Below are 24,758 nucleotides of genomic sequence, written 5' to 3'. Positions count from 1 at the left end.
CAATACAACCTTTTTTCAACTCGTTCTATCAATTAATGCCTGTAATCACGTTGACAACTCCTCCATTGATACCCCCCTGATGTTTGATAATTCTCCTGAAAGTTAGATTCAATTTGTGGTTGCACTGGGTTGGAATTGTAATTTTTTTGGTGATTGTTTGGTTTGAAGAGTTGCCTGTTACTAAAAACAGGATTTAATCCGCTTATCTTGGGCTTCAATGTTGATAAATTACCACCTCTTCCCAACCAATAGGGATTTAATCGCCGTGGGTTTACATAATCTTGATCAACTATTTTCACCCTGTATTCTCCACATCTACTAGGAACAAGTCTGAATTTTTGGACATTAGCTGTAGATGTGGGAAACGGAATATTTGTACAACTTCTATCCCAAATCATATAACCAATTGTTCCAGGTTGGCTAACTACAATCGGCAATGAATTATTAAGTATGTAATCTGAACTGGAAGAAATGTAAACTAGCCTTTGAGTGCAATTAACCTGGTATCTTGTATCATACATTTTCCCATTAAGTTTTTTAGTGACTACTGTGGGGAAAGATTGTAAAATACCATCAACACGCCTTGTATTGTTGACTTGAATAAATAGATGTTCACCTTTTTCTGATTCAGTTAAAAACTCAAATCCTGCTGGTGTATCTGCTGGTTTTACAGCTTCAACAACAGGTTTCTTTGTAACTGGTAGATTTAAACACTCCTCTTTTCCTGTAGCGGGATTAACCCAATAATTAAGACATCTTGTTTCTGCTGTGGCCGGGAGTAAATAAAATGGTGACAAGGCTACAGCTATCAATAACACTGATATTTTTGGCAGGTACTTATACATATATTTAACCCATTCTGCTAATAACTTACCATAAATCAATAATACTTGCAGGGAATTGACTAGATCCCCGACTTCTGGAAATCAACTTATCTTTATTGACAAGATTAAAAAAGAAGTCGGATATCTGATTATTAGATTCTAAGATTATTCTAAATCTCGATGAGTAAATGATTTAGCATTAGCACCCGTGTAGCTACTAACAATATGACCATCACCACACATTTGATATTTATAAGTTACTAACCCTTCTAAACCAACAGGTCCACGAGGTGGCATTTGTTGGGTACTAATTCCCACTTCTGCACCAAAACCATAACGGAAACCATCTGCAAAACGAGTAGAACAATTATGATAAACTCCCGCTGCATTTACTAAGGCTTGAAAAGTTTCTGCTGCTGCTAAATCTTCTGTAATAATTGCTTCTGTGTGACGAGAACCATAATTATCAATATGGGATATGGCATCTTCTAAAGAATCAACAATTTTAATAGATAAAATCAAATCGCTGTATTCTGTTTCCCAGTCTGTTTCTGTGGCACTACCAATATTAGGCAAAATCTGCAAAGTGCGTTTATCACCTCTTAATTCTACATTGTGCGCTGCTAAAGCTGCGGCAACTTTTGGTAAAAATTCTGAAGCAATACTGCTGTGAACTAGCAAAGTTTCAATCGCATTACAAGCCGCAGGATATTGAGTTTTAGAATCTACAGTAATATTAATTGCTTTATCAATATCAGCCGCTTGATCTACATAAAGATGACAAATGCCATCGGCATGACCCAATACAGGAATGCGCGTATTTTCTTGCACGAATCTGACAAAAGAATTAGAACCTCTGGGAATAATTAAATCTACATATTTATCTAATTGCAAAAGTTCTAATATTTCTTCTCTAGTTGTTAGCAATTGCACTGCATCTGGATTAACAGCAGTGTGAGATAATCCTTTTTTAATGGCTTTAACTATGGCTTCACAAGAACGTAAAGCTTCTTTTCCACCTTTGAGAATGACACCATTACCTGATTTAATTGCTAAAGAAACAATTTGAATTGCTGCTTCAGGACGGGCCTCAAAAATAATTCCTAAAACACCCAAAGGGCAAGTAATACGTTTGAGAATTAAACCAGTATCAATTTCTCGATGAATTTGCACCTTACCAACAGGATCATCTAATTTACCAACATCTCGCACACCAGCGATCGCATCTCTTAACTTATGTTCATCTAACTGTAACCGTTTATAAAGAGGTTTAGCGATTCCTTCATCCATCGCTGTTTGACAATCAGCGACATTTGCCTGTAATATATCATCTTTAGCAGATTCTAAAGCCAGAGCGATCGCTTCAATAGCTTGATTTTTCTCCTCAGTCGAAAGCAAAGCCAACTTACTAGCCGCTAAACGGGTTTGTTGGGCAATTTCAATTAGGGGAGACGCAACTTGTACTGTAGTCATCACAACCTTAAATTCACAATATAACAATCTTAATATTAGTTATTAGTCATTAGTCACCAGTCACCAGTCATTAGTCACTTTCTTCCCAATCACCAGTCACCAGTCCCCAGTACCCTTCTTTAACTTTTGCGAAATTATGATGACTAATCCTAGATTATTGGGTATTCATGGATTAAAATAACACCCTTTTTATCAGGGATATCATCATGTTATTGCAATCAGGCTTAGATGCCTTTCAACAGGGACGCTATCAAGAAGCAGTGTATCTACTAGAGGAATTTTCCCAAACTTCTCTAGAACTGAGTTCTCCAGATTATTTGACAGCCCAAATGTGGCTGATGAAAGCTTATCAAAAAACAGGCGACACCGAACAAGCTAGGATTCTGTGGCAAAAGTTAATCAACAGTAACAACCCACAGGTGCGAGAATGGGCAGAACAAGACCGCCCCTTGTTTTCATCAACCCAGTCTAATATGCCAAAAGCAGGACGGGCAGCAGGTGTGGGTGTAAGCTTGGCGATGGGAGGGGTAGGTGGTAGTTTAGCCCTAGCATCTGGTGTGACAATTGCCTTACTATTTGGCATGGTGTTCGTTTTAGGTTTAAGCCTAGTATTAATTTTTACCAGCAACGAGCCTCTGACCGGTTTAGCGATCGCCATTGGTATCACCTTAATATTTAATCTAGCCGCTTTTTTCCTTTCACCCTTCCTGATGGACTTCAGTCAAAGGTGGCTTTATCAAACTCGTTGGGTCAACTTAGCAGAAATTGAACACCTCAGTCCAGAAACAGGAAAAATCATTCGTCAAGTTTGTCAACAAAAAAATATCAAAATTCCTAGACTGGGAATAATTGACGACCAAAACCCCACAGCTTTCACTTATGGTTCCTTACCCAACAGCGCCCGGTTAGTCGTCAGCCAAGGACTTTTTACTTATCTCGATGATGATGAAATTGCTACCGTCTACGCCCACGAACTAGGTCACATCGTCCACTGGGACTTTGCTGTGATGACAGTAGCTTCTACCTTAGTGCAGATTTGCTACCTAGTTTACAGCACAGCTAGAAGGTTCACTCGTGGCGGTAGTGGAGATAGCAAAATCGGAAATGCTTTGCAAACAGCTAGTATGGTTGCTTACATCTTTTATATTATCGGTACTTATCTACTTTTATATCTCTCTCGCACCAGAGAATACTTTGCTGACCACTTTGCAGCAGAAACCACAGGCAACCCCAACGGACTTTCTCGTGCCTTAGTTAAAATTGCCTATGGCATTGTTGAAGAAGGTTCACGCGCCCAAGAACCCAGCCGCTTAATTGAAGGAACTCGTGCTTTAGGCATTTATGACCACAAAGCCGCAACTTCTACAGGTACAGCTTACCGCATCGCTTCTGACCCGCAAAAAATCGGTCGCGTCTTTTTGTGGGATATGTTTAACCCTTGGGGTTGGTGGATGGAATTACACTCTACTCATCCCCTCACAGGTAAACGAGTCCGCGCCCTTAGCACATACTCCGAACAACTGGGTTTACCTACCGAGTTTGACATGGGGCGAGTCATGGGTGAAGGTAAAACCCTCAATAAAAGTAAACTTTACGGCAACTTCTTCTTAGATGTCGTGCTGTATGGTGCAGAAACTATCGGTTTCTTCCTGGGTTTAATTAGCGGCGTATTCATGTTGTCTAGTTCCAGCAACCCTGGCTTAATTATGGGTATGCCATTAATAGGTTTAGGAGTGGGAATTTTAATCAAAGCCTTTGTCATGTTCCCCGACTATTCCAAAGCTGCACCCACCGACATTCTTACCTTGATGTCAGACCCCTATGCCAGTCCTTTACGGGGACAACCAGCCATGCTACAAGGAGAATTAATTGGCCGTGGAGATGCCGGTTATAAATTTGGTTCTGACCTCAAACTGCAAGATCCTAGCGGAATGCTTTATCTACATTACGCCTCCCGTTTTGGACCCATTGGTAATTTCTTGTTTGGCATGAAACGGGTACAAAGCTTGCTAGGTCAACAAGTGAGAACTGCTGGTTGGTTCCGTCGCGGGATTATGCCCTGGATGGATTTAATTCAACTAGAAGGCGAAAGTGGCACAATTGTCAACAGCTATCACCGCTTTTGGTCATTTATACTCGGCGGTGGATCGATTATCCTGGGAATAGTATTGATTGGATTTTTGAACGGCAATTAATCTGCTGTCCAAGCATTTCTCATTCATCCAAGCTGTGTTTTTTATTCCCCACTTCTGTCGTGGGGTTTTTTCTGGACATAGGGTAAGAATAAATCATCAATGCTACGCTATCACCAAACCCTATATAGTATTTTCTCATGCTCACAATTTTTCAACCCCTGCGTATCTGGGCAATTGTTAGCTTAATGTGTTTGTGTCTTAGCTGGTCACTCCCAGCACAAGCTAATACCAAAATTGATCCTCAACTAGAACAACAAGTATTACAAATTATCCGCCAAAATCCGAAAGCAATTATCGAAAGTGTTCAAGCTTATCAGGAAGAACAGCAACAAAAAGTTCAGCAAGGAAGACAGGAATTTTTACAGGATTTAAGATCAAAACCCAAAGCTATAATTGGGGAATCTCCCACCACAGGTTCGACGCAATTAAAAACTGTATTAATTGAATTTTCTGATTTTGAATGTCCTTATTGTGCTGAATCACAGAAAACTCTCAAAGACTTATTAGCAAAGTATCCCAATCAATTCACTTTAGTTTATAAACATTTTCCCTTGGTGCAAATTCATGATCAAGCCTTACCAGCAGCCAAAGCTGCTTGGGCTGCACATCAACAAGGTAAATTTTGGCCATATCATGATGCGCTGTTTACTAATCAAAAACAACTGGGGGAAAGTTTATATTTAGATATTGCTAAAAATCTCAAATTGGATTTAGCAAAGTTTAACAGTGATCGCACTTTGGCTGATAAAGCAATTCAACAAGACCTGCAAATGGCTTATAAATTGGGTCTTTCGGGTACACCTTCTTTTATCATCAATAGCAAGAATGTTTCTGGACCAGTGCAGTTATCAGAAATTGAGAGTATTTTGGAGAAAGAAAAATAATAGTCTGTAAGCATTCAGCCGTCAACTATCACCAGAATAATTTATAGTTGACTGCTGATTTGGTAATTTACTTTGCTAGAGTTCCTAACTATAGGAATCCTATTTGATTTTTGTACAAGACTCAGTACACACTGAAATCCTTCTTCCCTGTTCCCTGTTCCCTGTTCCCTAACTCAACGAAAAATTCATAAATCACATCGGATCGCTATAGAGATAGTCAAGATAGATTTTGAGGTCATGAATGCGTCACCTTATATTTTTGTTATTACTGTCTATTGCCCTGATAAATAGTTATTCTCATCAACTGCAGCAATCTGGACAATTAATAGCACGATTGACAACAGATATTTTTGAAGAAAATGATAATTCAACTTTGTTAGCAAAAGCTAGTTACCTCTCACCTTTGGAACAAAAAGTCATTGATGAAACTAACAAAGTAAGAACAAATCCTAAGTCATATTTACCGATACTAGAAAACTATCGGAAACGGTTCCAGGGTAATAGAGTTAAACTTGCCAACAATACCTATTTAATTACTCAGGAAGGAGTTAAACCAGTTGATGAAGCGATCGCTTTTCTCAAATCAGTCCGTCCTGTAGGTGCTTTAAAAACATCTAAGGGAATGTCTTTAGGTGCTAGAGATCATGTCAAAGATCAAAGTCTAAAAGGTGCTTTAGGTCATGATGGTAGCGATGGTAGTACCCCTTTTACTCGCATCAATCGCTATGGTAGATGGCTAAACACAGCAGGGGAAAATATCAGCTATGGTGTCAACAATGGTCAAGATATCGTCATGCAGTTAATTATTGATGATGGTGTACCCTCACGAGGTCATAGAACAGCCATTTTTAACCCTGCATTTAAGGTAGCTGGTGTTGCTTACGGTACTCATAAAACCTATAGAAATATGTGTGTGATTACCTACGCCTGGGGTTATATTGAACGGTGAAAATTGGGGACTGGAAGCACTATTACAGGGAGCATCCCAATTTTGAAAAAATAACCGCAGCAACACCAAAAACTCTCTGAAACTCTCTTACCTTCGTGATCTTTGCGTCCTTCGTGGTTCGTTTCTTCCTAGCCTTTGACATTGGGTAAAAATAAATTTATACATTTGGGATGCTCCCCTATTACAAATTATGAATTATGAATTATAAACCTCTTAACGTTTACATCCAAGGACAAGGATTTCCCATACTCGGTTTACACGGTCATCCCGGTGCTGGCCGTAATCTTTCTGTTTTCACTGATCATTTATCAAAACGCTTCCAAACCTTTGCCCCAGATTTGCGCGGATACGGTAAAAGTCGCTGCAATGGCAATTTTGCTATGCAAGACCATTTGGACGATTTAGAAGCCCTCCTAGACCGCTTTCAGATTGATAAATGTCTAGTATTGGGATGGTCGCTGGGGGGAATTTTGGCGATGGAATTAGCACTGCGTTTACCACAGCGCGTCACAGGACTGATTTTGGTAGCAACCTCAGCTAGACCTTGGGGAAATCATCCGCCTATCTCTTGGCAGGATAATGTTTATACTGGTGTAGCGGGAATATTGAACTATATCAAACCTGGTTGGTCTTGGAATATTGAAACTTTTGGCAAGCGATCGCTCTTTCGCTATTTAATCCAGCAACATACACCCACAGCTTACGGTTACATTGCTAGGGAAGCTGTACAAGCTTATTTACAAACTTCTCCCCATGCTACTCGCGCTCTATATAGCGCCATTAAAGCTGGGTATAATCGACTTCCAGACTTGGAAAAAATCCAATGTCCGAGTTTGGTACTTGCTGGGTCGCAAGACCGCCACATTACTGCTGATTCCAGTTTAGAAACAGCACGGCATCTCAAAAACTCCCACTGGCAATGCTACCCCAATACTGCCCATCTTTTCCCCTGGGAAATTCCCCAGCAGTTGCTATGGGATATCGACAGTTGGTTAGAAGCACATCCACAGGTAATTCAAGATTAAAAAAGGAAATCAGGAGTCATTAGTTCAAAAACTTTTTGACTTTTGACTTTTGACTTTTGACTTCCCGAAGGGTTGGGATGTTGGCCATCGTTGCCAGAATTAACCCAGGAACGATGACAGCCTATGGATTTGTGCTACATTTGACCGCTAAAGGCAGGCTTTACTTTACGGTCAATCCTTTCCCCCAGGTCTTCAGCAATGGTTAAAACATAAGGTTTGCACCGCTTGACATTGACTATAATTCCTTGCGCTCCTTCGATTTCTAAATCTTCTAAGTAGCCCTTGCTGGCCAAGGTTGCATCCACAGAACTTAAAAATGGACCGAAGTAATAGGTACAACTAGGATTCTGGGTGACAATCTCTACCCACCAAGCCAAGCCGAGACCGTTAGATACGCTAATCAGCCCTTCCTTAAGGTTATGCCAAATAGTTTTCATGGTTTTCACCAATTTATAAACGTCTTACCGGGTGTTAAAGAATATGTTGGATTGATTCTGTTTTACATTTCTTTATACTCTTTTAGTTTTATTTTTTCAAAGAAAATGTGTGTAATTTATCAAGATAATGGGTATTTAACGACCGTTGGCGATAAATTTCATAAAGCGCCATCCCGGATGCCACTGAGGCATTTAGGCTAGGAGTCTTACCCTGTAAGGGTATTGAAACTAAAACATCACAGGATCGTTGTGTCAACATACTCAGACCTTCACCTTCAGCACCAATTACCAAAACGACAGGTCCGCTAAATTTTACTGTATGTAGAGGTTCACTACCAGTAGCTGCTGTTCCGTATATCCAAAAACCAGCTTCTTTGAGTTGTTCTAAAGCTCGGCTGAGATTAACGACTCTGGCTACAGAAAAGTTTTCTAAAGCACCTGCCGCCACCTTAACAACAGTCGAAGTGATCCCCGAAGCCCTTCTTTGGGGAATTACTAATCCTTGAGCGCCTATTGCTTCAGCTGTGCGAATAATTGCCCCCAAGTTGTGAGGATCAGTGATACCATCAGCGACAACTATAACCGGTTCAGTGACTGATTTTGCCTGAGTGATCAAATCATCTAATTCCATGTAGGCGTAAGGAGCAGTTTGGGCTGCTATACCTTGGTGATTAGCCCCGTTAGTGATTTGGTCTAAACGCCTGGGTTCAACTTCATCTATAACCGTGCCATGATCTTTGGCTTGGAGAATTAAATGATGAAATCGAGGATCGTAGCGTAGACGAGTAGTAATCCAGAGACGGTTGAGATTACGTTGATTTTCTAATGCACTTAGTACCGAATGACGACCGTAGATAAGATCGCTTTCGCTTTCGCTTTCTTCTGTCGATTGGATCTCTAGGGGTGGCTGGTAAGAATTGTGAGATGGGCGTGGTTTACGAGAGATGGGTTTAACTTCTGCCTTGCTTTGATGACGAATAGGATTAGCAATAACGCGCTTACCCTTAATTTTTATGGGTTGCCCACGTTTTGCTTCGCCAGCGTGATTGATTTTTCTTGGTTGGTTAGTCATGAGATTATAGAGTTTAGGAAATGGGTGTTCATAGCGATTCCCTCAATTTAATGAACCATTACAACTGTTTTTCCTATCGGGAGATTGAGCTACTCACTATTTCTCTAGATGGAGTTTTTGCAACAGTTCTGTTAAACGGGGGTAATCAGTGAGATATAGATAGCCAACTAAAGTTTCTAGACTAGTTGCCTGTTGATAAATTTCCGGATTAAGTCGCTTAGGTCGGCCTGTGGCAGCATTGCGACCTCGGCGGACAATTTCTAACTCGTTACTCCTTAAATGCGGAGTCAGCGATCGCAAATGTAGGGCTTGTGTTTCTGCTCTGACCTGCGCCACTACCAAACGATGGTAAATTTCTGGCCTTTGCTGTGGCCACAGGAAAAACATTCTAACATACAGTTCGTAAATTGCGTCCCCCAAGTAGGCTAAGGCAGCAGGAGAAATTTGTTGTACTTGTGCCTGGGATATTGGTTGGGGTATTTGCGTGGTGTTTACCAACAATGCTGGAATGTCAGATGAATCTCGGTTCGCAGTTTCATCTCCTCCATTTTTAGCTTCTTCCTCCTTGGGGTTCACCTGTTCATCATTCCTTGACCTATTAACATTGGGAAGATTATCTTTACGAACATTTATTTTTTGTGCAGTATGCCATCATACCATACCTAGCATATTCAACACTAACAAATATTACTGAAACTATATATATTTTTAATTGGGGAGATGAGGAAGATGGAGAAGTCTTGACTTCTCCCCGATCTAAAGGTACGGGGATTCTTAAGTAGCCGCAAAACGGACTCTTAAAGGTGTAGTCAAAGCACCTCTAGTAAATCCATCAAGGTTTAACCCTAATGTTGTTTTTACTTTTCGTCAAATATAAATATCTTCTTCATCTTCCTCACCTTCCTCTTGATCATTTGGATAGCCAAATTGATTTTCTGTGATCAAGCAATCAAGACTACTTGATGTTGTCTAGAGCCGTTTCAACTGTGGTTTGCAGGGAGAGAAACTTCTCCAAGCGAACAAGCTTGACTGTTTGAGTAACGCGGGCATTGGTGACAATTTGCAAAGTACCTTCGGCGTTTTGAGCTTGCTTGGCTAGTTGTACCAGCGCACCCAAACCAGAGCTATCAACAAAGTCGATTTGTGAGAGATCCAGAATTATGTGCTTTGGACCTTCCTCAATCTTACCAGACAGTACCTTGCGAAATGTAGGCTCAGAAAAAGCGTCTAACAGACCTGTGAGGCGGAATAGCTGGCAGTTATCCCGGACTTCGCGAGTACCTCTCAGGCTTACGGTTAGATTCAGTGGTTCAGCAATAACTCCCTCCTCGTCCTCTTGACTGAAAGTAAACGCTCAAGTATAGATGGTTTTGACGTAAGTTGTCTAGGTTGGGGATTGGGGATTGGGGACTGGGGATTGGGGGCTGGGAAAGACTTTTACCCATTACCCATTACCCATTACCAATTACCAATTACCCATTACCCATTACCAATTTTTACTGTTGATTAACTTAAGCGATCGCAGTTTGACGTGCTGTTTGCATTTCTAGCACAAATTGCTCAAACAAGTAATCAGCATCGTGGGGTCCGGGACTAGCCTCTGGGTGATACTGTACAGAAAAGACAGGTAGAGACTTGTGACGTACCCCAGCAACGGTGCGATCGTTTAAGTTCAGATGACTAACCTCTACCACTGCTGATGGTAATGAATCCGGATCAATAGCAAAACTGTGGTTTTGGCTGGTAATTTCTACCCGTTGTTGTAATCCCGCAGGCTGATTTAAACCACGATGCCCAAATTTAAGTTTAAAGGTTTCTGCTCCCAAAGCATGACCCAAAATTTGGTGTCCCATACAAATACCAAACATGGGTTTTTGACTTTCTAGCAGTGCTTTAGCTGTGCTAATTCCTTCTGTGACTGCGGCTGGATCACCAGGGCCGTTGGAAAGAAAAATCCCATCTGGATTGTATTTAAGGATTTCATCGGGTGGTGTATTGGCAGGGACAACTATCACCCGACAGCCATAACTAGCCAAACGCCGCAAGATATTGCGTTTTACACCAAAGTCTAGGGCAACAACAGTAAAAGTTTCGCCAATCTTGGCCACAGCCTCTGGGTTGAATTCCCAATCAGCGGTGGTAGCTTGAGACCATTCATAAACTGCTGAGGTGGTGACATCCCGCACCAGATTTAATCCTGTCATGTTGGGAGCAGCTTGCACCAGTTCTAATAATTCAGCCTCATCTAGTATAGAGGTAGAAATACCACCATTCATAGCCCCATACATCCTAATTTTGCGGGTGAGGGCGCGGGTGTCGATGCCAAAGATACCGGGGACTTGGTGCTGCTTGAGGTAGTCTGGTAAAGATTGTGTAGACCGCCAGTTACTGGGTTTGTGACAGATATTGCGAGCGATCGCTCCCTTAACATGAGGTTTTGTTGATTCCTCATCTTCGGGATTAACGCCAGTATTTCCTAATTCGGGATAGGTAAAAATAACGATTTGACCTGTATAACTGGGATCTGTCAACACTTCTTGATATCCAGTCATCCCCGTATTAAACACAACTTCGCCGATAGCGGTTCCCATCGCACCGAAAGACCAACCGCGATAAGTTGTACCATCAGCTAGGACAAGTAGAGCGGGTATTGGATCAGATAGGGACATAAATAATAGGGAATAGGGAATGGGCAGGGAGCAGGGAGCAGGGAGCAAGGAGCAGGGAGCAGGGAGCAGGAGTTTTCTGAATTATGAATTCATATCTTCCCAATCCCCAATCCACCACTAAAACCGTTTCTTATGCTATGTAAAAACATTTATAATCAGCAACTTGGGTTAAATAATCAATTAAATCATTAAACCTGAACCATCTTTAATTGGGTGGGGGCGCTACACTTGGAGAGAGCCAGGGCGGTTAACCTGAAAGTTATTATGCTTAAGTTTTATTTATCCCGCGCAGCCCTAATTTTTTTTTCTGGTAGTCTAGCGGTTTTGACTGTTGGCTGTAGTGACAACAAACAGACAACGGCGACTGGTAATGGTCAGCCATCTGTACCTGTTGGTAATTTGGCTGCAATACAGCCGCCAACTAAGCAACCAGCGTCATTACCTGCCAACCCAAAACCAGAAGTAGAACACAGTACAGAACCAAGTGCTTTAGAATTGGCGCTGGATAAAGCTACTGGTGCTGTGAGTATCAGTCAATCTGCTCAATCTCCAGATGATTGGAATTTGGTGACGAGTAGGTTTGAGGATGCGATCGCTCTCATGGAACAGGTACGGCGAGATAGTCCTAATTTTCCCTTTGCTCAAAGAAAAATCGCCGAATACCAGCGTCAAATTAAATTAGCTAAACAGAAAGCTAACCCCAGTACCTTAGCATCTCCAGTAGTACCGGATCAACAGGTAGTTGTTGCCGTTCCCCAACCACAACCCAAAATACAACGTTATTCAACTCCCACTCCTACTAGACAATTACAACCACTACCACCACCACAGCCGATTTTCCCTTCATCGGAAATCCTCGCCCACAATAATCAGGTATTTATAGCACCGATTAAGCGGCGAGTTGGTGGTACTCCCATTGTCGAAGTTACCTTTAATGGTAGACAGCGATTTGAGATGATTGTGGATACGGGAGCTAGTGGTACTGTGATTACTCAAGAGATAGCACAGGCTTTAGGTGTAGTGCCTGTGGGAATTGCCAAAGCCAACACAGTTAGTTCTAAAGCGGTGGAATTTCCGGTTGGCTATCTGGATTCGATGGAAGTTGGCGGGGTGATGGTGAGTAAAGTTCCTGTGGCGATCGCAGGTGTAGAATTAGAAACAGGATTGTTAGGACATGACTTTTTTGGTAACTATGACGTTACTATCAAGCGTAATGTTGTAGAATTTCGTCCCCAAGCCCACTCAGAAGCTAATCCCCCAGGAATTCAACTAACTGTGCCAACTTTGTCCAGGGGCTACCGCTTTGTAGAATTTCCTTAGCCATACTCACACCTTGAGCATGGTTGAATAAGGGAACTACACCCGCTACTTGCAACGCTAAAGAAGCATTGAGCGCCACAGCATCCTGCTGGGCTTGAGTTCCTTTTCCTTGGAGTACGTTGGTGAGAATTTCGGCATTTTCTTGCACATCCCCACCCTTGAGGGCTGTAATCGGTGCTGCTGTGACACCTACCTCTTCAGGATTGAGGGTGGTTAACTGCACTTTCCCATCAGATAAAACCGCCAAATCAGTTATATCCCCTAACCCCGCTTCATCTAATTTTTCTCTCCCATGTAATACAATTGCCTTTTCCGTTCCCAACTGGTTTAAGGCTTGAGCGATAGTTTCGATTAATTTGGGATCAAATACCCCAATCACCTGGCCAGTGGGACGCATGGGATTTACTAAGGGTCCAAGTAAGTTAAACACTGTCCGCACTTTTAAATTTCGCCGCAACGGTGCAACGGCTTTAAGCGCAGGATGCCAACCAGGAGCGAATAAAAAGGTAATTCCCACTGCTTCTACTGCTGCTTGTACTTTGTCGCTGGCTGCATTCAAGTTCACGCCTAAAGCTTCTAAAACGTCAGCACTTCCGGTTAGACTGGAGGCGGAACGGCTGCCATGTTTAGCTACAGGTACACCAGCAGCAGCGGTGACAAAGGCGACTGCTGTGGAAATATTAAAAGTTGATGCCCCATCACCACCAGTTCCACAGGTATCAACCAGGGGGATCTGTGATTGGGTATTGTCTCCAGTAGTCTTGATGGACAGAGATTTTAATACTTCAGCCATTCCTGTTAATTCTTCAGCAGAAACGCCTTTGAAGTGCAGTGCTGTTAAAATTGCTCCTGATAATTCTGGGGGAATGGTTTCGTTTATCCATCCTTGCATCAGTTCTGCGGCTTGGCTGCGGGATAATGATTGGCGTTCTAATAATTGTTTGAGTAGGTTTGACCAAGTAGTAGGATCTGGTAAGTTTGTCATGGTTGGGGTTTTTTAATTACGCTGTGAGTAATCCTACCGAAAAATGGGGATTTTTCGATTTAGATGAATATTTTTGTTTCCTGCAAATACACAAAAATGATGAAAATTAAGTAAGTCGGCGGGAAAAAACCGAAGTATGTAACAAAAAGTAAATTCACCAAAACCTTCTTCCCTGTTCCCTGTTCCCTGTTCCCTTGTCATAACGACAATTTTTAACGCCCACTTACTTATATTTCCAGACTTAATTGCCAGACTGAATTAGTAGTCAAATTGTAATTTTTTTGAGTTGGTTCTAAATTGCGTTTAACTTCATAATTACTGATGAATAGTTCTTTCCCTTTAGCAGCACCTTTTTGTTTATAGTTATTCATCCCATACTGTAATTCCCATTCATAAATATTTGCCCATTGAAAATTATCTCTAATTTCGGGTGAATCATCATAGGTAACTAGCCACTGGTGAGGGCATTCTTTTAAAACCTCTGCAAATCTTAAATGATCAAAACCAGTATGTAAATTTCCTCTTTTTCCATATAATTTAGATTTTTCAGCTTTAAAATATGGAGGATCTAAAAATATAAATACATCCTGCCCATCTGTATGCAAAATTTGACTATAATCTAAATTAGTAATTTTAATATCTTGTGTTAATATTTTTCCTAATTTCTCAAGACGATCAATTGATGAAGTAGTAAATCTAGTATGAAAAGATTCTAGAGAAAAACCCCCTGATTCTATCGTACCAGAAAATGTAATTCTGTTGAGAACAAAAAATCGTACTGCTCTTTCTAAATCTGATAAAGTGTTGACATCCACACTGACTAATTTTGAAAAGAGTAATTTACCATCTTGACACTTTTCTTTAATATGACGAATTTCTGAAACTAATTTCGATAAATCAGATTGAGCAAAATGCCAAAACAGAAATAATTCTCTGTTTAAATCGTTAATAGAAATCTTTAAGTTAGGATATTTTTGTTTTAAGTAAATAAAAACTGAACCACCACCAACAAAAGGTTCTCTAAATTCTGCAAAGCTTTCTGGCAAATATGTAAGGATTTGCTGAATTGCTCTTGATTTACCACCAGGATAACGAAGAGGGCTTTTAATCATAAAAATTATAGGTTAGAATTGCAGGATACTTGTATTTTTAATTTTTGATTATTCTCCGCTTCTAAAGCTAACTTGCGGATAATCTCTTTGTGCTTTTTTGGAAAAATTTTCGTATTAGTTTGTAAGAAATATTCTACTTCTTGCATTGTAGCATCTGGTAAAACAATAGAACCAACTACATTTTTTCCAGTGAGCTTTAATTTTGTAACAAAATCAACTGGTTTACCATCCAATGTTAAAGAATCTAAGTTAGAAAATAAAATTAGCTTAAATAACCCATCTTGAATATCAGGAAGTTTAGGTAAAGAATCTTTTGAAGAGTTTTTGGATTCTTGAATTATACACATATCATTATCGAAAAATATTTCATCAGGAGTCAAATAGTAAATTCCACCTAAATAGTTCTCAATACTAAAAGTTGCTTTTAATCCATCTGCTAAATATTCTAGTTTATGAGAAGTCATAGCTTCCCGTTTACTGGCGTTATGAGAATTTTTAAGAGAAATATTTTTAAATTCTTCAAATTCATTTATGATTTTTTGTAAATAATTATCCATACCTGCTCTTGAGTGAACCAAAACTCCAGTTTGACGAGAAATGGAATCATAAGAATTTAAAGCTTTTTCAAAAATTGATATAAATCTTTGTTCAAATAAATTTTTATTCCAATGCAAAGCACTTTGACGATATGCTAGTATTTCGCCAATTTGAGATTGGACAAGTTCATTATTAAATTTTTGATTTGTCAGCTTATTCTTGCTTGCTTGTCCTTTTTTATTACTTTTTTCGGCTGTTTCATAATACGCAAGTACAATATAAATATTTAGTAGATTCATCCAGGAAATTGTAGAGTATTGAATTTTATCTATATCTCCATCTTTACCTTCATCTTTAATCACTGGAATTATAGTTATAATTTTGGATGAATTATATGTATTATATATCCTCGCAAATGGATAACTTCTAGTTCTTTTAGGTGAAACCCATTTAGAATAAGCAAGTTCAGTTATAGGAGACTTTATCAATCCATAAGCACCTGCTTGATTGACATTAAAATTATCTATGTTAATTTCCTTTAACTTTTCACCTAAGTAGGTTTTGTAGGTGACTCCTTTGATAAATCCTGTAAAATGTATAATTTCAGCCATTAATGCAGTATTCTCTAGGTATTGACTAAGATATTATATATTTTTGTTGCATATCTAGGGCAACATTAGCAATATTTAAAAAACGCCAAATCAGCTTATGAATCGTTCAGCCCCTTATCAACCTTTGTTGTTACGAATTTTACACGGTTTCAGCGGAATCTTAGTAATTGCGGCTATTATTACCGGATTCTTAGTTTACAACACATTTGACAAAAGATTTGGTAAAATCCCCATTCCCAAAATTGATCCTATCCAGGATATTCACGGTACTGCGGGGTTATTTTTCTTATTGTTATTACCAGCTTTCGCACTCTATAGCTTTCATGCAGGACAAAAGCGCCTACTACAACCAGATTCGCTACAAAAACTCACAGAATTTGGTAAACCAATTTGGTGGGTGAGTCTGCAACGTTTAGCAAATACGATGATGCTTATCGCTTCAGTTTTGGCGGTGATATCTGGCAGAATGATGAAAGAAGAATGGCTACCGATAGGCGAACTTGATCATATTTGGTATTATTGCCATTTGATAGCTTGGGTGATTATGGTTTGTTGTTTAGCCATTCATCTTTTAATGTCTAGTAAAGTGGGTGGTGCGCCATTGTTGCTATCAATGTTGTCATGGAAATTTCGCTCAGAAGATGATCCGAGAAATTGGTATAGTCGTTTGCATAGTTGGTTGGGTAATTTCTCCAATAATTTTAGTGCTGAAATTAGTCAGTTAATGCAGAGTAATTTGGTTCTGAGAATTATTGAGGTGTTTGTGTTAGTTGGGGTGATAGCAGCTTTTGTGTTACCGTTGTTTTTCTCTGGTGGTGAATAAGTGAAGAAAGTGAAGAAATTTGTTAGTAAATAAACCTAAACTTCCCTCTTTACATCATACTTCAACAGCAAATTTAGGAATTATTCTAGATGAGTTTTTCTACCTAGAGAAACATAAGTAGGGCTACCTTTAGCGAGAGATATAGAATTTGAGGATTCATCAAAATAAGGTGAAATCAGTCTTGACGGGGATAAAAATATGAGAAATTTAGCATCCGTGGCTTTACTAGCATTTTTGGGGACTGCTGCTGTTTTTGCAATACCCAAAGATTTTCAAGCTACGAACACACAACAAACTCTATTTGCTCAACAAACGCCCTCTTCTCCTTCAACTCCTAAGCCTGATCGCACTCCTACACCTAAACCTACCACACCGACTCCTAAACCTCCAAGGTAGTAAACAGAACCAAGGATAAACGCAGAGCGGTTTTCACCGTAAAGACCGAAATAGAACCCGCCCCGGATTTTCTTCTTGATTTATTCGTGCATACAACCGCAAACAACTTAATACTTCTCCAGGTGTTCCACCATAATCTAGTTGTAAGTCATCTTTAGAAAACGCACAAATATCAGCATAAAGTCCTGATAATTGTCTAATTCGCACATCATAACCTGCTTCTATAGCTTTATTGGCTACTTTCTTGAGAATGCGGCGTGATTCTTGTTGTAGCTTTCCCCACCAGGAATAACGCTCGGCTGGGGGAACGAATACTAGGGAATGTATGGCTTCATCTATGTCAAGCCAAGCACGTAGATTGAGGATTGGGTCAGTATTTTCCTCAGTTTTTTGAGTACGTTGTAAGCGATCGCTCAATGTTTCAATATAGAGATGAGATTGTTCTGGCTGGGAGTGTAAAGAAACAACATCAAAGCTAAAAACACTTTTTAAAGCATGATGTAAATCTGGTTCTATCTCAATAAACTTAGTATATAAAAGTAAAAATCCTGCTAATAAATGCAAATCTTCCGAATTATATAACTTGCCAATATCAGACTTTAAAAAGGCTTTTTTTGACAAACATAAACCCCTAGCTTGAACAGTACCATTTAAACCAGTATAGATAATTTCATCACGCACAAAAGGCAAGTGATACAAATTTACATAATCTTCTGTTGCCCCAACTTTTTGCGCCATTTCTAAAGCAAGTTTTCGCCAAGATGTTGCTAAATCTTCAGGAACTCGCAACAACTTGCGGTGAATTTCATTCCATAAATCAGCATCATTTTGACTTTGTAGGGGTGTATCTCCTAAATAAAAATTGAGTTCTAAGTCAGAATCAAAAACATTACGTAATTCACTTAATTTAGATTCATTTGATGATTCACTTGATTTAGATTCATCAACAACTGCAATTTCTGTAACTGGTGCAGGTTTTAAAAGGGTATGAATTTCTACTATGACCTGTTCACATAACTCATTTCCTGGGTCTTCCGGGTATTCTATTCGGGCTTGATTTAAAGTTGCTTCTAGTCCGTATAAACTAAATTTTAATACCTGGGCGATTCGTGAATTTTCTGTTGCTAATAATTTCTGGAAATGCTGCATCATGGCAATAATAAATGTAAGAATTCAGGAGTCAGAAATTAGGAGAATAATAACAACTAATAACTGACAACTGAGAACTGATTATTGATTTAATGTATTCCGCAAAAGGGATCGCGTTCTTTATCAATTTCGTTGGGTTGTAATTCTAATTCTGCACGATAAACACATCCTTCTTGTTTCAGACATTCTTGATTATGTGATGTCCAATAGGGTACTTCACCTGCGTGCATCCTTAATATACCGTTGTTGTCGAGTGTGACATGATATTGACAGGGGTAATCTGTGGTGATGTCTGGTTTGCTAAGTGCGCCGATACGTAGCCATTTTTTGGTGTTGGTTTCGCTATCTGTTTGATAAATATAAAAGGTGTGTTGACCGTTTTGTGGGAAGGGAGGTAAGGGGTTACTAATTAACCCTTTTCCTGGTTCGTTAACACCATCTTGCAAATAGTGAAATGTTTGCAGCGATTGATTTTCATTGTTATCAACTGCAAACACTAAATGATAAGCATCTGGTTGATCAACTGTTGCTGATTCTAATACGTTGATGGCAATATCACCATCATTTAAGTTTTTTCGGGGTTGTTCAACGGCGATATTCCACTTTAATTTACTATCAGTAAATAAATCTGCTGGTTCTGAATCTGCTGCTATGACGGAATTGATATCTATCCCCTGAACCTCTATTAAATAATGGGGATTACCTTGACAGAGTAAAACGCTAAATTGCAGGGTTTGGTCTATCTCAAATTGCAATTTAATTTTTTTGAGAAATTCTGGTTCTTCCATCCCTAATTTCTCCATCAAAGTTTTACCATCGAAGCTACCCCATAGCCGTAACTCGCCATCTTCATAGTCTTGACGATAGATGATGTTTGTTAATTGTATCCCTTGCCAATTTGTCCGCACTTTGGCGACGCTTTCCCAAGGTGCAAGTTGATAAAGTTCTTGTCCAGCATTGAATATGGCTAATAGTTCATTACTTTGAGTTTTGCGTTTGAAGTTGCAAGGTAGATAATAAAATAGGTTTTTGACATCTATTTCTAACTGGTTTGCACCTTTACGCAGTAAGCTTTTAGATTCTTCAGGATCAAATCTTAATCGTCTTAATTTTTCGGCGTAACAAGCACCGGCTGAGGTAGCAAGTTTGGTAAATTCTAAAACGAAGGTAATGCGTTCTGGGTTCCAAACAAAATAGGGAGATTTGCTAAATTCTTGGTAGATTTGTTTTTGTACTAAATCCAAATTGCAAGTTTTACCGGAGAGAATTAACCAATCTACTTTTTGTTTATTGTCTGCATTTAAACGGCTTTCCATTAAACCTTTAGCAATACCTATTGCTTCTTTAATGGCTGAATTTGCTGCCCGTTCAAATTGCTGACTATCTAATGTTAGGGAGATAGCATCAGGAATGATAATTTGAAATTTAACTGCACTTTGGGCGAGTAGTTCACTAATTTGTTGTTCGGAAAGGGTGAAGGTTAATAAGGAACCATCTCCGGGTAATTTTTGCCCTAATTTGAGTTTAGCTGCTTCGGCATGATCCCACAGGGTGTAAAATGTTTGTAGGCGTTGGGGTGCTTGTTGCCAGCGGGTAGGTAAGACTTTTTCTGCTGTGTCTAAAGCATCTTTAAAAGCAACGTCACCTTCGGGGTTTTCTTTATCTACACATTTTAATAAACTGCCGCTTTTAAATTTGCCATCTTCTAAAAAGCGTTCGTTTAATTCGGAGTTGATTAAGTCTTCTAGTTTGTCGCTTTCGATGTCGCCGGTGGTTATTGCTGTGAGAAGAAAATCTGCGATCGCAATTTTTAAAAGTCTGAAAATTCGCAGAGTAATTAACTCACCACCTAATTGTAAATGACCTGAAGAACCTAATAATTTCGGGGTAAGTTTATAATAACGTCCACCTAAACCTCTATCTTCATGATCAGCAAAAAATGGGGTTTTATCTTCTAATGTCAGTTCAATTAATGCTAAGTCTGTAGTTCCACCACCAATATCTAAAACTAAAACATTTTGTGACCATTTATTTTTCTCTTGACGACAACGAGTTTTAAAAGATTCAATGCCAATATTTAAATTACCGCCGAATTCTCGCCATAAAAAGAATATAGCTACAGAAACCGCTTCATCATAAGCAGTTTGCACATCATCAATACCTAATTCCTCGACTAATGCCTTAATTTCTTTGCGAACTACTGGAGGTGCAACTGTAGGATAGGTGACAACTGCTGTTAATAAATCACCTTCGGAAAATCTCCTTCTGGCACGTTGACGATAATCTTCAGTTAACTCGATTAAATGCGCCCATGCTGCTTGAATTAATTGGTTAACTTCAATGTTTTCTTCTTCCCCATCCAAGATAACTGGAAAAGTTCGATTTTGACCAAAATAGCGTTTGGGTGAGTGGTGAAATCTGCTGATAATATCCTTGACAGAACTAATTGTCCCTTGGGCTATGGCTTTTTTTCGATGATCCCTTGCTTCCCTACCCATTTGCAATTTTAAGGGTTCTATTTGCGAAATTTCCATTTCACTAGGAATTTCTGTATCTCGTCTGTCAATATCTAAAACTACAGGAATCAAATTTTGGGATTCTAGAGTCGGAACCCGGAAAACTTCATGATATATTTGATAAAGTTTTTTGCTGACAGCACGGCGAAATCTCTCACTATTTCCTAAACATAATTCAATTTGGCGAATTGCTTCTAAAAAAAGTTCTTTATTATCACTTTCAAAAACTTCGCTTAACTGTTCTGGTTCAATTTCTAAGTTTTTGCTAATATTCGCAATAAACTTTTCCCACTCACTCAACGTTGTATCTGGTAAAGCAGAACCAGCGGGAGAATTTAACCATTCTGCTAACCGCTGACGTAATCTTAATTCTTGTTCTCTGGGTAAAATTTCTGCAATTGGTACTTCAATGGGATCAAAAAGTGTCACTGTAGAGTTAGAAGTCCCAAAATCTAAAGCGAACCAACCAGGAAATCTTTTTTTAGGTTTCTCATTCAGTTTTTCACTCAATTGTTGACTCAATTTATTGAGATAGGTGTCTAATTCAAAAGGGTTCATTGGCGTGTCCGTTGCTATTGTTTGAAAATCTGGTGAAAACCAAAGATTACAGGAAATCCCCATATTTTTGTGTATAGATAATATTGGTTTTCCGGTTGAATCAGAATCAAAATACTCAACAATTACCTGCAAAGTACAGTTAACTGGTTCAGTTAAAGGTTTCTCTAACTGATAAGGATATTGACCTAGTTGACATAAGTTAGAGATTTTCTTGGGTGTAACAGAGTTAAAGTGTTTATATGTTTGTTGAATTTCTGCTGCTAATTCCCTTGGTGTTCCTCTGACGCTACAAGTAATGCGAGAAATATGGGGAATATTACTATTAGTAGCAACAATTTGAATAGCAGGTAAATCCAAGCGTTGATTTTCTTTAACTCGCAGTTGATATTTGGGTGGAAGACGAATTTCCACAGGCATAATTTAATTTTGGTAATTGGTAATTGGTAATTGGTAATTGGTAATTGGTAATTGGTAGACGTGGAAAAAACCTAATACTAATACCTATTTACTGTTCCCTGTTCCCTTCTTCCTTTAAAAATACTCATAGATATCACTTTCATTAATTGCTGCGATATCAGAAAGAATTTCTAACCAAGTGGGAATTGCTAACTCTGGGGTTGAGTCTCCAGCAGCAATATATCTGAGTAGTTCTTCTTTTTTAGACAGGTTTTGCAAACTAGGAATTATTTGATCTAAAATTCCTTCTAATTCTGCATTCACTTGTTGATTAACTTCACTGACATATTGGACAAGGTGAAGACTAGCACTAGCGGTAATTTCATCGCGCAGACGTAAAACAAAAAGTTGATGATTAGCTGCACGAGATGAGTTTTGATTTCTTTCAGGAGACCAATCAAATATTTGTCCAATACTGTGTTTTTCGTCCCGTCGCGCTAGGGGAAACATGATTTCTGGAGAGATGGCTTGATCTTGATTGTTGATTTCGACGATAATGGCTTCTTTCCATTGGTTTGGGTCACATCCCAACAGAAGTTTATAAAATAAATCTGCTGCTTCTACACCAAATTTATCTTCAATAAATTCTTCCATGTCTGGGCTGAGAATAGCCTGTAATTTTTCCCGTTCTAAAACTACTTGATGGGCTAATTTATTCAACAAGTCTACCACGGCTTGACGAATGCGATCGCGGGCAAAATCTTCCAGTTCTTTAACAGTTTTTGCAAACTCTGGATAAAAATCATCGCTCTTGGTAGGTAGAGAATTATTAACTCTATTACCCCGGTCAAATAATTTACCCGCTGCACCTTTAGATTCTGCTAAAGCTATTGTACCATTTTGGGCTTTATTAAATAATAAAGTCCACTGATTCCAATTGAGAATTCTATAGGTCAATTCATCTTTAATTACATCACTGACAACAACTCCCCGTCTATCTTTGAGTGGTTCTTTACCCAAATCTTTTTGAAAGTTTCTGTAAGTTTTATCTAAAGTTTCAATTGCCAAACGCAAATCAATTAAAGCGGGACTATCGGCTGTGGGTATGCCTTGTTCGTGAATTTCGGCTATGATATCTTTCAGTTGTTCTTGTTGTTGATGCACAACATCAGCCGCCCTACGGGTATCTTCATATAATTGCTTCACACCGTGAGTAGCAACATGATTTTGGATCAATTCACGCAGTTTATTAATACCCCCATCTTGAGCAAAATAACTTAACTGTCTACCTAGAGGATTACGCGGTTCAGTTGTTAATAATTTTTCGCTTAATTTACCCCATTTTACTTGTAATTTCTTAGAACGTTCTAGATAATCAGGATAATCTAAGTTAGCCAGAAATTCTTCTGAACCGGCTTTAACTGTAGTTGACCGTTTGGCTAATTCAGCTAAACCTAATAATGGGGATAATAAAACGATGCGGTCTTTTTGGGTTGTAAAGGCATCTGCGCCATCAATAATTGTTTGTAGAACTTTCAATTTCTGAAAAACTACATCTGTTTGTAAAGGTTGAGAATTAGGATGCTCTTCAATCAAAAAATCAAGTATTCTCTCGCCACCTTCACTGTCTAAAGGTAATTGATCAAATCTTCCCACACCGACAAGAATTAAGTCTTTTAAATCTTGTCCTGGGCGTTGTTGCTGCATCATGGTAAATATTTTATTGGCGCGATCGCTCCCCGGTGATTTACCATTAAGCAAAACTAAAATTGTCTGCACCTGCGCCAATTCTCGCAATGATAAAAAAGTGTCTCTCGCGCCAGAATTTGCTGCACCTAAACCGGGAAAATCTAACAATACAAATTCTTCAGCACCAGTTAAATCCCAAATTTCTCTTGATATTTTTACCTCAATATCAACACGGCGAATTAGGTGAAAACTATTTTGTAATAATTGAGTTTGGAGTCTTTGGGGCGCACTGGGTAAGCGAATATGTGCCGGTGGTAGATCATCAAATTTAAGAGTTTGGATCGCCATTGGCATCTCGTTGAGTTGTAACCCTTCATGTGCCGTAGCCGCATCAATGTGATAATACTTACTACACAAAGCTTCACCATAAGCTTGATAAGCCCGCAAAAATAATACCAACTCTCGCAATAGATAGCGTAATTCTAAATTATTTGAGCTTTTCCATGCTTCCTCGCACCAGTTAGAAATATCTTTGCCAGTTTTGATTTTAGAGACTTGTAACGGTGGTAAACCAGCAGCTATAGCGCGTCCGTTTGCTTCTCCTAACATGAAGTGTAAACACTCATTCACCCCTTCATGAGATAAATACTCAACTGTGTAATTATCTATTTGGGTAGTAGCAAAACTATCTTGTGGTTTAATATGAATGGCGGTGACATTTCCTGTCGTGGGATTTTCACTAACTGGTAAAGCATCTGCATAACCAATTAAACTACCTAGCAGCAAACTCTTACCGCTGCTAAATTCACCCATCACACCAATTTTCACAGGTGACGTAGCCAGTTCTACAGTTTTCTGTGCAGCCTCTCGCAGACGCATTAGACAGTCATCGAGGCTAGTAGGAACCCAATCTTCCTGTTGGGAAGGGCGTTGGGGTACAGAGTCAATTTTGCGGAGGATAAACTCACCGTACTCTTTAAACCTGGCTAGTTTGTCTGGTTCCATTAGTCGTTTCTGTCTGAGTTCATTTTCTGTGTGGGTTATAGCACAAAAAATGAAAACCTCCACTTTTGATGCAACAAGGGACTGGGGATAGGGGATAGGGGAGCAGGGGAGAGGGGATCGGAAGGGCACACGT

General features: G+C 39.3%; 20 protein-coding genes. 7 read left to right on the top strand and 13 right to left on the bottom strand.

Features of this window, described 5'->3' with window-relative positions; translation table 11 throughout:
- Positions 1-32: 32 nt before the first annotated feature.
- Positions 33-845, bottom strand: coding sequence for a hypothetical protein (locus H6G06_RS24725; protein WP_190564712.1), 813 nt, complete (start codon positions 843-845; stop codon positions 33-35).
- A 144-nt stretch (positions 846-989) separates the two neighbouring features.
- On the bottom strand, positions 990-2,297 hold the full coding sequence (locus H6G06_RS24720) for a glutamate-5-semialdehyde dehydrogenase (protein WP_190564711.1): 1,308 nt from the start codon (positions 2,295-2,297) through the stop codon (positions 990-992).
- 206 nt (positions 2,298-2,503) lie between these two features.
- Between H6G06_RS24720 and H6G06_RS24715 the strand changes: the two genes are divergently transcribed.
- The 4 genes from H6G06_RS24715 to H6G06_RS24700 all read left to right on the top strand — a co-directional run bounded on the left by H6G06_RS24715 (position 2,504) and on the right by H6G06_RS24700 (position 7,350).
- Entirely contained in the window at positions 2,504-4,492 is a 1,989-nt protein-coding gene (locus H6G06_RS24715; protein WP_190564710.1) for a zinc metalloprotease HtpX, read from the top strand.
- 137 nt (positions 4,493-4,629) lie between these two features.
- On the top strand, positions 4,630-5,376 hold the full coding sequence (locus tag H6G06_RS24710) for a DsbA family protein (RefSeq protein WP_190564709.1): 747 nt from the start codon (positions 4,630-4,632) through the stop codon (positions 5,374-5,376).
- 241 nt (positions 5,377-5,617) lie between these two features.
- A complete protein-coding gene (locus tag H6G06_RS24705) occupies positions 5,618-6,325 on the top strand; it encodes a CAP domain-containing protein (protein WP_190564708.1) in 708 nt (235 codons plus the stop codon).
- A gap of 197 nt (positions 6,326-6,522) precedes the next feature.
- On the top strand, positions 6,523-7,350 hold the full coding sequence (locus H6G06_RS24700; protein ID WP_190564707.1) for an alpha/beta fold hydrolase: 828 nt from the start codon (positions 6,523-6,525) through the stop codon (positions 7,348-7,350).
- A gap of 134 nt (positions 7,351-7,484) precedes the next feature.
- Here the strand turns inward: H6G06_RS24700 and H6G06_RS24695 are convergent, their stop codons facing one another.
- The 5 genes from H6G06_RS24695 to carA all read right to left on the bottom strand — a co-directional run bounded on the left by H6G06_RS24695 (position 7,485) and on the right by carA (position 11,528).
- Positions 7,485-7,787: a DUF1816 domain-containing protein gene (locus H6G06_RS24695; protein ID WP_190564750.1), complete on the bottom strand. Its 303-nt coding sequence runs from the start codon at positions 7,785-7,787 to the stop codon at positions 7,485-7,487.
- Positions 7,788-7,875: 88 nt separating this feature from the next.
- Positions 7,876-8,859 carry a 23S rRNA (guanosine(2251)-2'-O)-methyltransferase RlmB gene (rlmB, locus tag H6G06_RS24690; RefSeq protein ID WP_190564706.1) on the bottom strand — a complete coding sequence of 328 codons (984 nt, stop codon included), beginning with the start codon at positions 8,857-8,859 and terminating at the stop codon, positions 7,876-7,878.
- Between the two features lie 96 nt (positions 8,860-8,955).
- Positions 8,956-9,435 carry a ribonuclease III domain-containing protein gene (locus tag H6G06_RS24685; protein WP_190564705.1) on the bottom strand — a complete coding sequence of 160 codons (480 nt, stop codon included), beginning with the start codon at positions 9,433-9,435 and terminating at the stop codon, positions 8,956-8,958.
- Positions 9,436-9,814: 379 nt separating this feature from the next.
- A complete protein-coding gene (locus H6G06_RS24680; protein WP_190564749.1) occupies positions 9,815-10,165 on the bottom strand; it encodes an STAS domain-containing protein in 351 nt (116 codons plus the stop codon).
- A gap of 205 nt (positions 10,166-10,370) precedes the next feature.
- Entirely contained in the window at positions 10,371-11,528 is a 1,158-nt protein-coding gene (carA, locus tag H6G06_RS24675) for a glutamine-hydrolyzing carbamoyl-phosphate synthase small subunit (RefSeq protein WP_190564704.1), read from the bottom strand.
- 264 nt (positions 11,529-11,792) lie between these two features.
- Between carA and H6G06_RS24670 the strand changes: the two genes are divergently transcribed.
- Positions 11,793-12,848, top strand: coding sequence for a retropepsin-like aspartic protease family protein (locus H6G06_RS24670; RefSeq protein WP_190564703.1), 1,056 nt, complete (start codon positions 11,793-11,795; stop codon positions 12,846-12,848).
- Here the strand turns inward: H6G06_RS24670 and trpD are convergent.
- From trpD to H6G06_RS24655, 3 genes are all read right to left on the bottom strand, one after another.
- Complete coding sequence (trpD, locus tag H6G06_RS24665) at positions 12,778-13,833, bottom strand: anthranilate phosphoribosyltransferase (protein ID WP_190564702.1); 1,056 nt, start codon at positions 13,831-13,833, stop codon at positions 12,778-12,780. The genes H6G06_RS24670 and trpD overlap by 71 nt on opposite strands.
- 227 nt (positions 13,834-14,060) lie before the next feature.
- Positions 14,061-14,945, bottom strand: coding sequence for a DNA adenine methylase (locus H6G06_RS24660; protein ID WP_190564701.1), 885 nt, complete (start codon positions 14,943-14,945; stop codon positions 14,061-14,063).
- A 5-nt stretch (positions 14,946-14,950) separates the two neighbouring features.
- Positions 14,951-16,093 carry a hypothetical protein gene (locus H6G06_RS24655; protein WP_190564700.1) on the bottom strand — a complete coding sequence of 381 codons (1,143 nt, stop codon included), beginning with the start codon at positions 16,091-16,093 and terminating at the stop codon, positions 14,951-14,953.
- 97 nt (positions 16,094-16,190) lie between these two features.
- Here H6G06_RS24655 and H6G06_RS24650 point away from each other — a divergent pair, with 97 nt between their 5' ends.
- Together H6G06_RS24650 and H6G06_RS24645 are read left to right on the top strand one after the other, a co-directional pair.
- Positions 16,191-16,916, top strand: coding sequence for a cytochrome b/b6 domain-containing protein (locus tag H6G06_RS24650; RefSeq protein WP_190564699.1), 726 nt, complete (start codon positions 16,191-16,193; stop codon positions 16,914-16,916).
- A 198-nt stretch (positions 16,917-17,114) separates the two neighbouring features.
- The gene (locus H6G06_RS24645) at positions 17,115-17,312 is read left to right on the top strand and encodes a hypothetical protein (RefSeq protein WP_190564698.1); all 198 of its coding nucleotides are present in this window, start codon (positions 17,115-17,117) and stop codon (positions 17,310-17,312) included.
- A 33-nt stretch (positions 17,313-17,345) separates the two neighbouring features.
- Here H6G06_RS24645 and H6G06_RS24640 read toward each other — a convergent pair whose 3' ends face one another.
- The 3 genes from H6G06_RS24640 to H6G06_RS24630 all read right to left on the bottom strand — a co-directional run bounded on the left by H6G06_RS24640 (position 17,346) and on the right by H6G06_RS24630 (position 24,625).
- Positions 17,346-18,461 (bottom strand): hypothetical protein, encoded by a 1,116-nt coding sequence (locus H6G06_RS24640; protein ID WP_190564748.1) that lies wholly within the window; start codon positions 18,459-18,461, stop codon positions 17,346-17,348.
- Between the two features lie 89 nt (positions 18,462-18,550).
- The gene (locus H6G06_RS24635; protein WP_190564697.1) at positions 18,551-21,952 is read right to left on the bottom strand and encodes an acetate and sugar kinases/Hsc70/actin family protein; all 3,402 of its coding nucleotides are present in this window, start codon (positions 21,950-21,952) and stop codon (positions 18,551-18,553) included.
- 114 nt (positions 21,953-22,066) lie between these two features.
- On the bottom strand, positions 22,067-24,625 hold the full coding sequence (locus H6G06_RS24630; RefSeq protein ID WP_190564696.1) for a dynamin family protein: 2,559 nt from the start codon (positions 24,623-24,625) through the stop codon (positions 22,067-22,069).
- Positions 24,626-24,758: the final 133 nt, after the last annotated feature.

Source organism: Anabaena sphaerica FACHB-251, assembly GCF_014696825.1.
GTDB lineage: Bacteria > Cyanobacteriota > Cyanobacteriia > Cyanobacteriales > Nostocaceae > RDYJ01.
Note: the sequence above shows the minus strand (reverse complement) of the source record. Positions and strands in the feature narration are given on the sequence as shown.

What these genes read in the sequence shown, in the direction of transcription:
- H6G06_RS24640 (WP_190564748.1), bottom strand. Translation starts at nt 18,461, where the DNA reads ATGCAGCATTTCCAGAAATTATTAGCAACAGAAAATTCACGAATCGCC.
- H6G06_RS24630 (WP_190564696.1), bottom strand. Translation starts at nt 24,625, where the DNA reads ATGGAACCAGACAAACTAGCCAGGTTTAAAGAGTACGGTGAGTTTATC.
- H6G06_RS24720 (WP_190564711.1), bottom strand. Translation starts at nt 2,297, where the DNA reads ATGACTACAGTACAAGTTGCGTCTCCCCTAATTGAAATTGCCCAACAA.
- H6G06_RS24700 (WP_190564707.1), top strand. Translation starts at nt 6,523, where the DNA reads ATGAATTATAAACCTCTTAACGTTTACATCCAAGGACAAGGATTTCCC.
- trpD (WP_190564702.1), bottom strand. Translation starts at nt 13,833, where the DNA reads ATGACAAACTTACCAGATCCTACTACTTGGTCAAACCTACTCAAACAA.
- H6G06_RS24655 (WP_190564700.1), bottom strand. Translation starts at nt 16,093, where the DNA reads ATGGCTGAAATTATACATTTTACAGGATTTATCAAAGGAGTCACCTAC.
- carA (WP_190564704.1), bottom strand. Translation starts at nt 11,528, where the DNA reads ATGTCCCTATCTGATCCAATACCCGCTCTACTTGTCCTAGCTGATGGT.
- H6G06_RS24715 (WP_190564710.1), top strand. Translation starts at nt 2,504, where the DNA reads ATGTTATTGCAATCAGGCTTAGATGCCTTTCAACAGGGACGCTATCAA.
- H6G06_RS24660 (WP_190564701.1), bottom strand. Translation starts at nt 14,945, where the DNA reads ATGATTAAAAGCCCTCTTCGTTATCCTGGTGGTAAATCAAGAGCAATT.
- H6G06_RS24645 (WP_190564698.1), top strand. Translation starts at nt 17,115, where the DNA reads ATGAGAAATTTAGCATCCGTGGCTTTACTAGCATTTTTGGGGACTGCT.
- rlmB (WP_190564706.1), bottom strand. Translation starts at nt 8,859, where the DNA reads ATGACTAACCAACCAAGAAAAATCAATCACGCTGGCGAAGCAAAACGT.
- H6G06_RS24695 (WP_190564750.1), bottom strand. Translation starts at nt 7,787, where the DNA reads ATGAAAACTATTTGGCATAACCTTAAGGAAGGGCTGATTAGCGTATCT.
- H6G06_RS24705 (WP_190564708.1), top strand. Translation starts at nt 5,618, where the DNA reads ATGCGTCACCTTATATTTTTGTTATTACTGTCTATTGCCCTGATAAAT.
- H6G06_RS24725 (WP_190564712.1), bottom strand. Translation starts at nt 845, where the DNA reads ATGTATAAGTACCTGCCAAAAATATCAGTGTTATTGATAGCTGTAGCC.
- H6G06_RS24650 (WP_190564699.1), top strand. Translation starts at nt 16,191, where the DNA reads ATGAATCGTTCAGCCCCTTATCAACCTTTGTTGTTACGAATTTTACAC.
- H6G06_RS24710 (WP_190564709.1), top strand. Translation starts at nt 4,630, where the DNA reads ATGCTCACAATTTTTCAACCCCTGCGTATCTGGGCAATTGTTAGCTTA.
- H6G06_RS24670 (WP_190564703.1), top strand. Translation starts at nt 11,793, where the DNA reads ATGCTTAAGTTTTATTTATCCCGCGCAGCCCTAATTTTTTTTTCTGGT.
- H6G06_RS24635 (WP_190564697.1), bottom strand. Translation starts at nt 21,952, where the DNA reads ATGCCTGTGGAAATTCGTCTTCCACCCAAATATCAACTGCGAGTTAAA.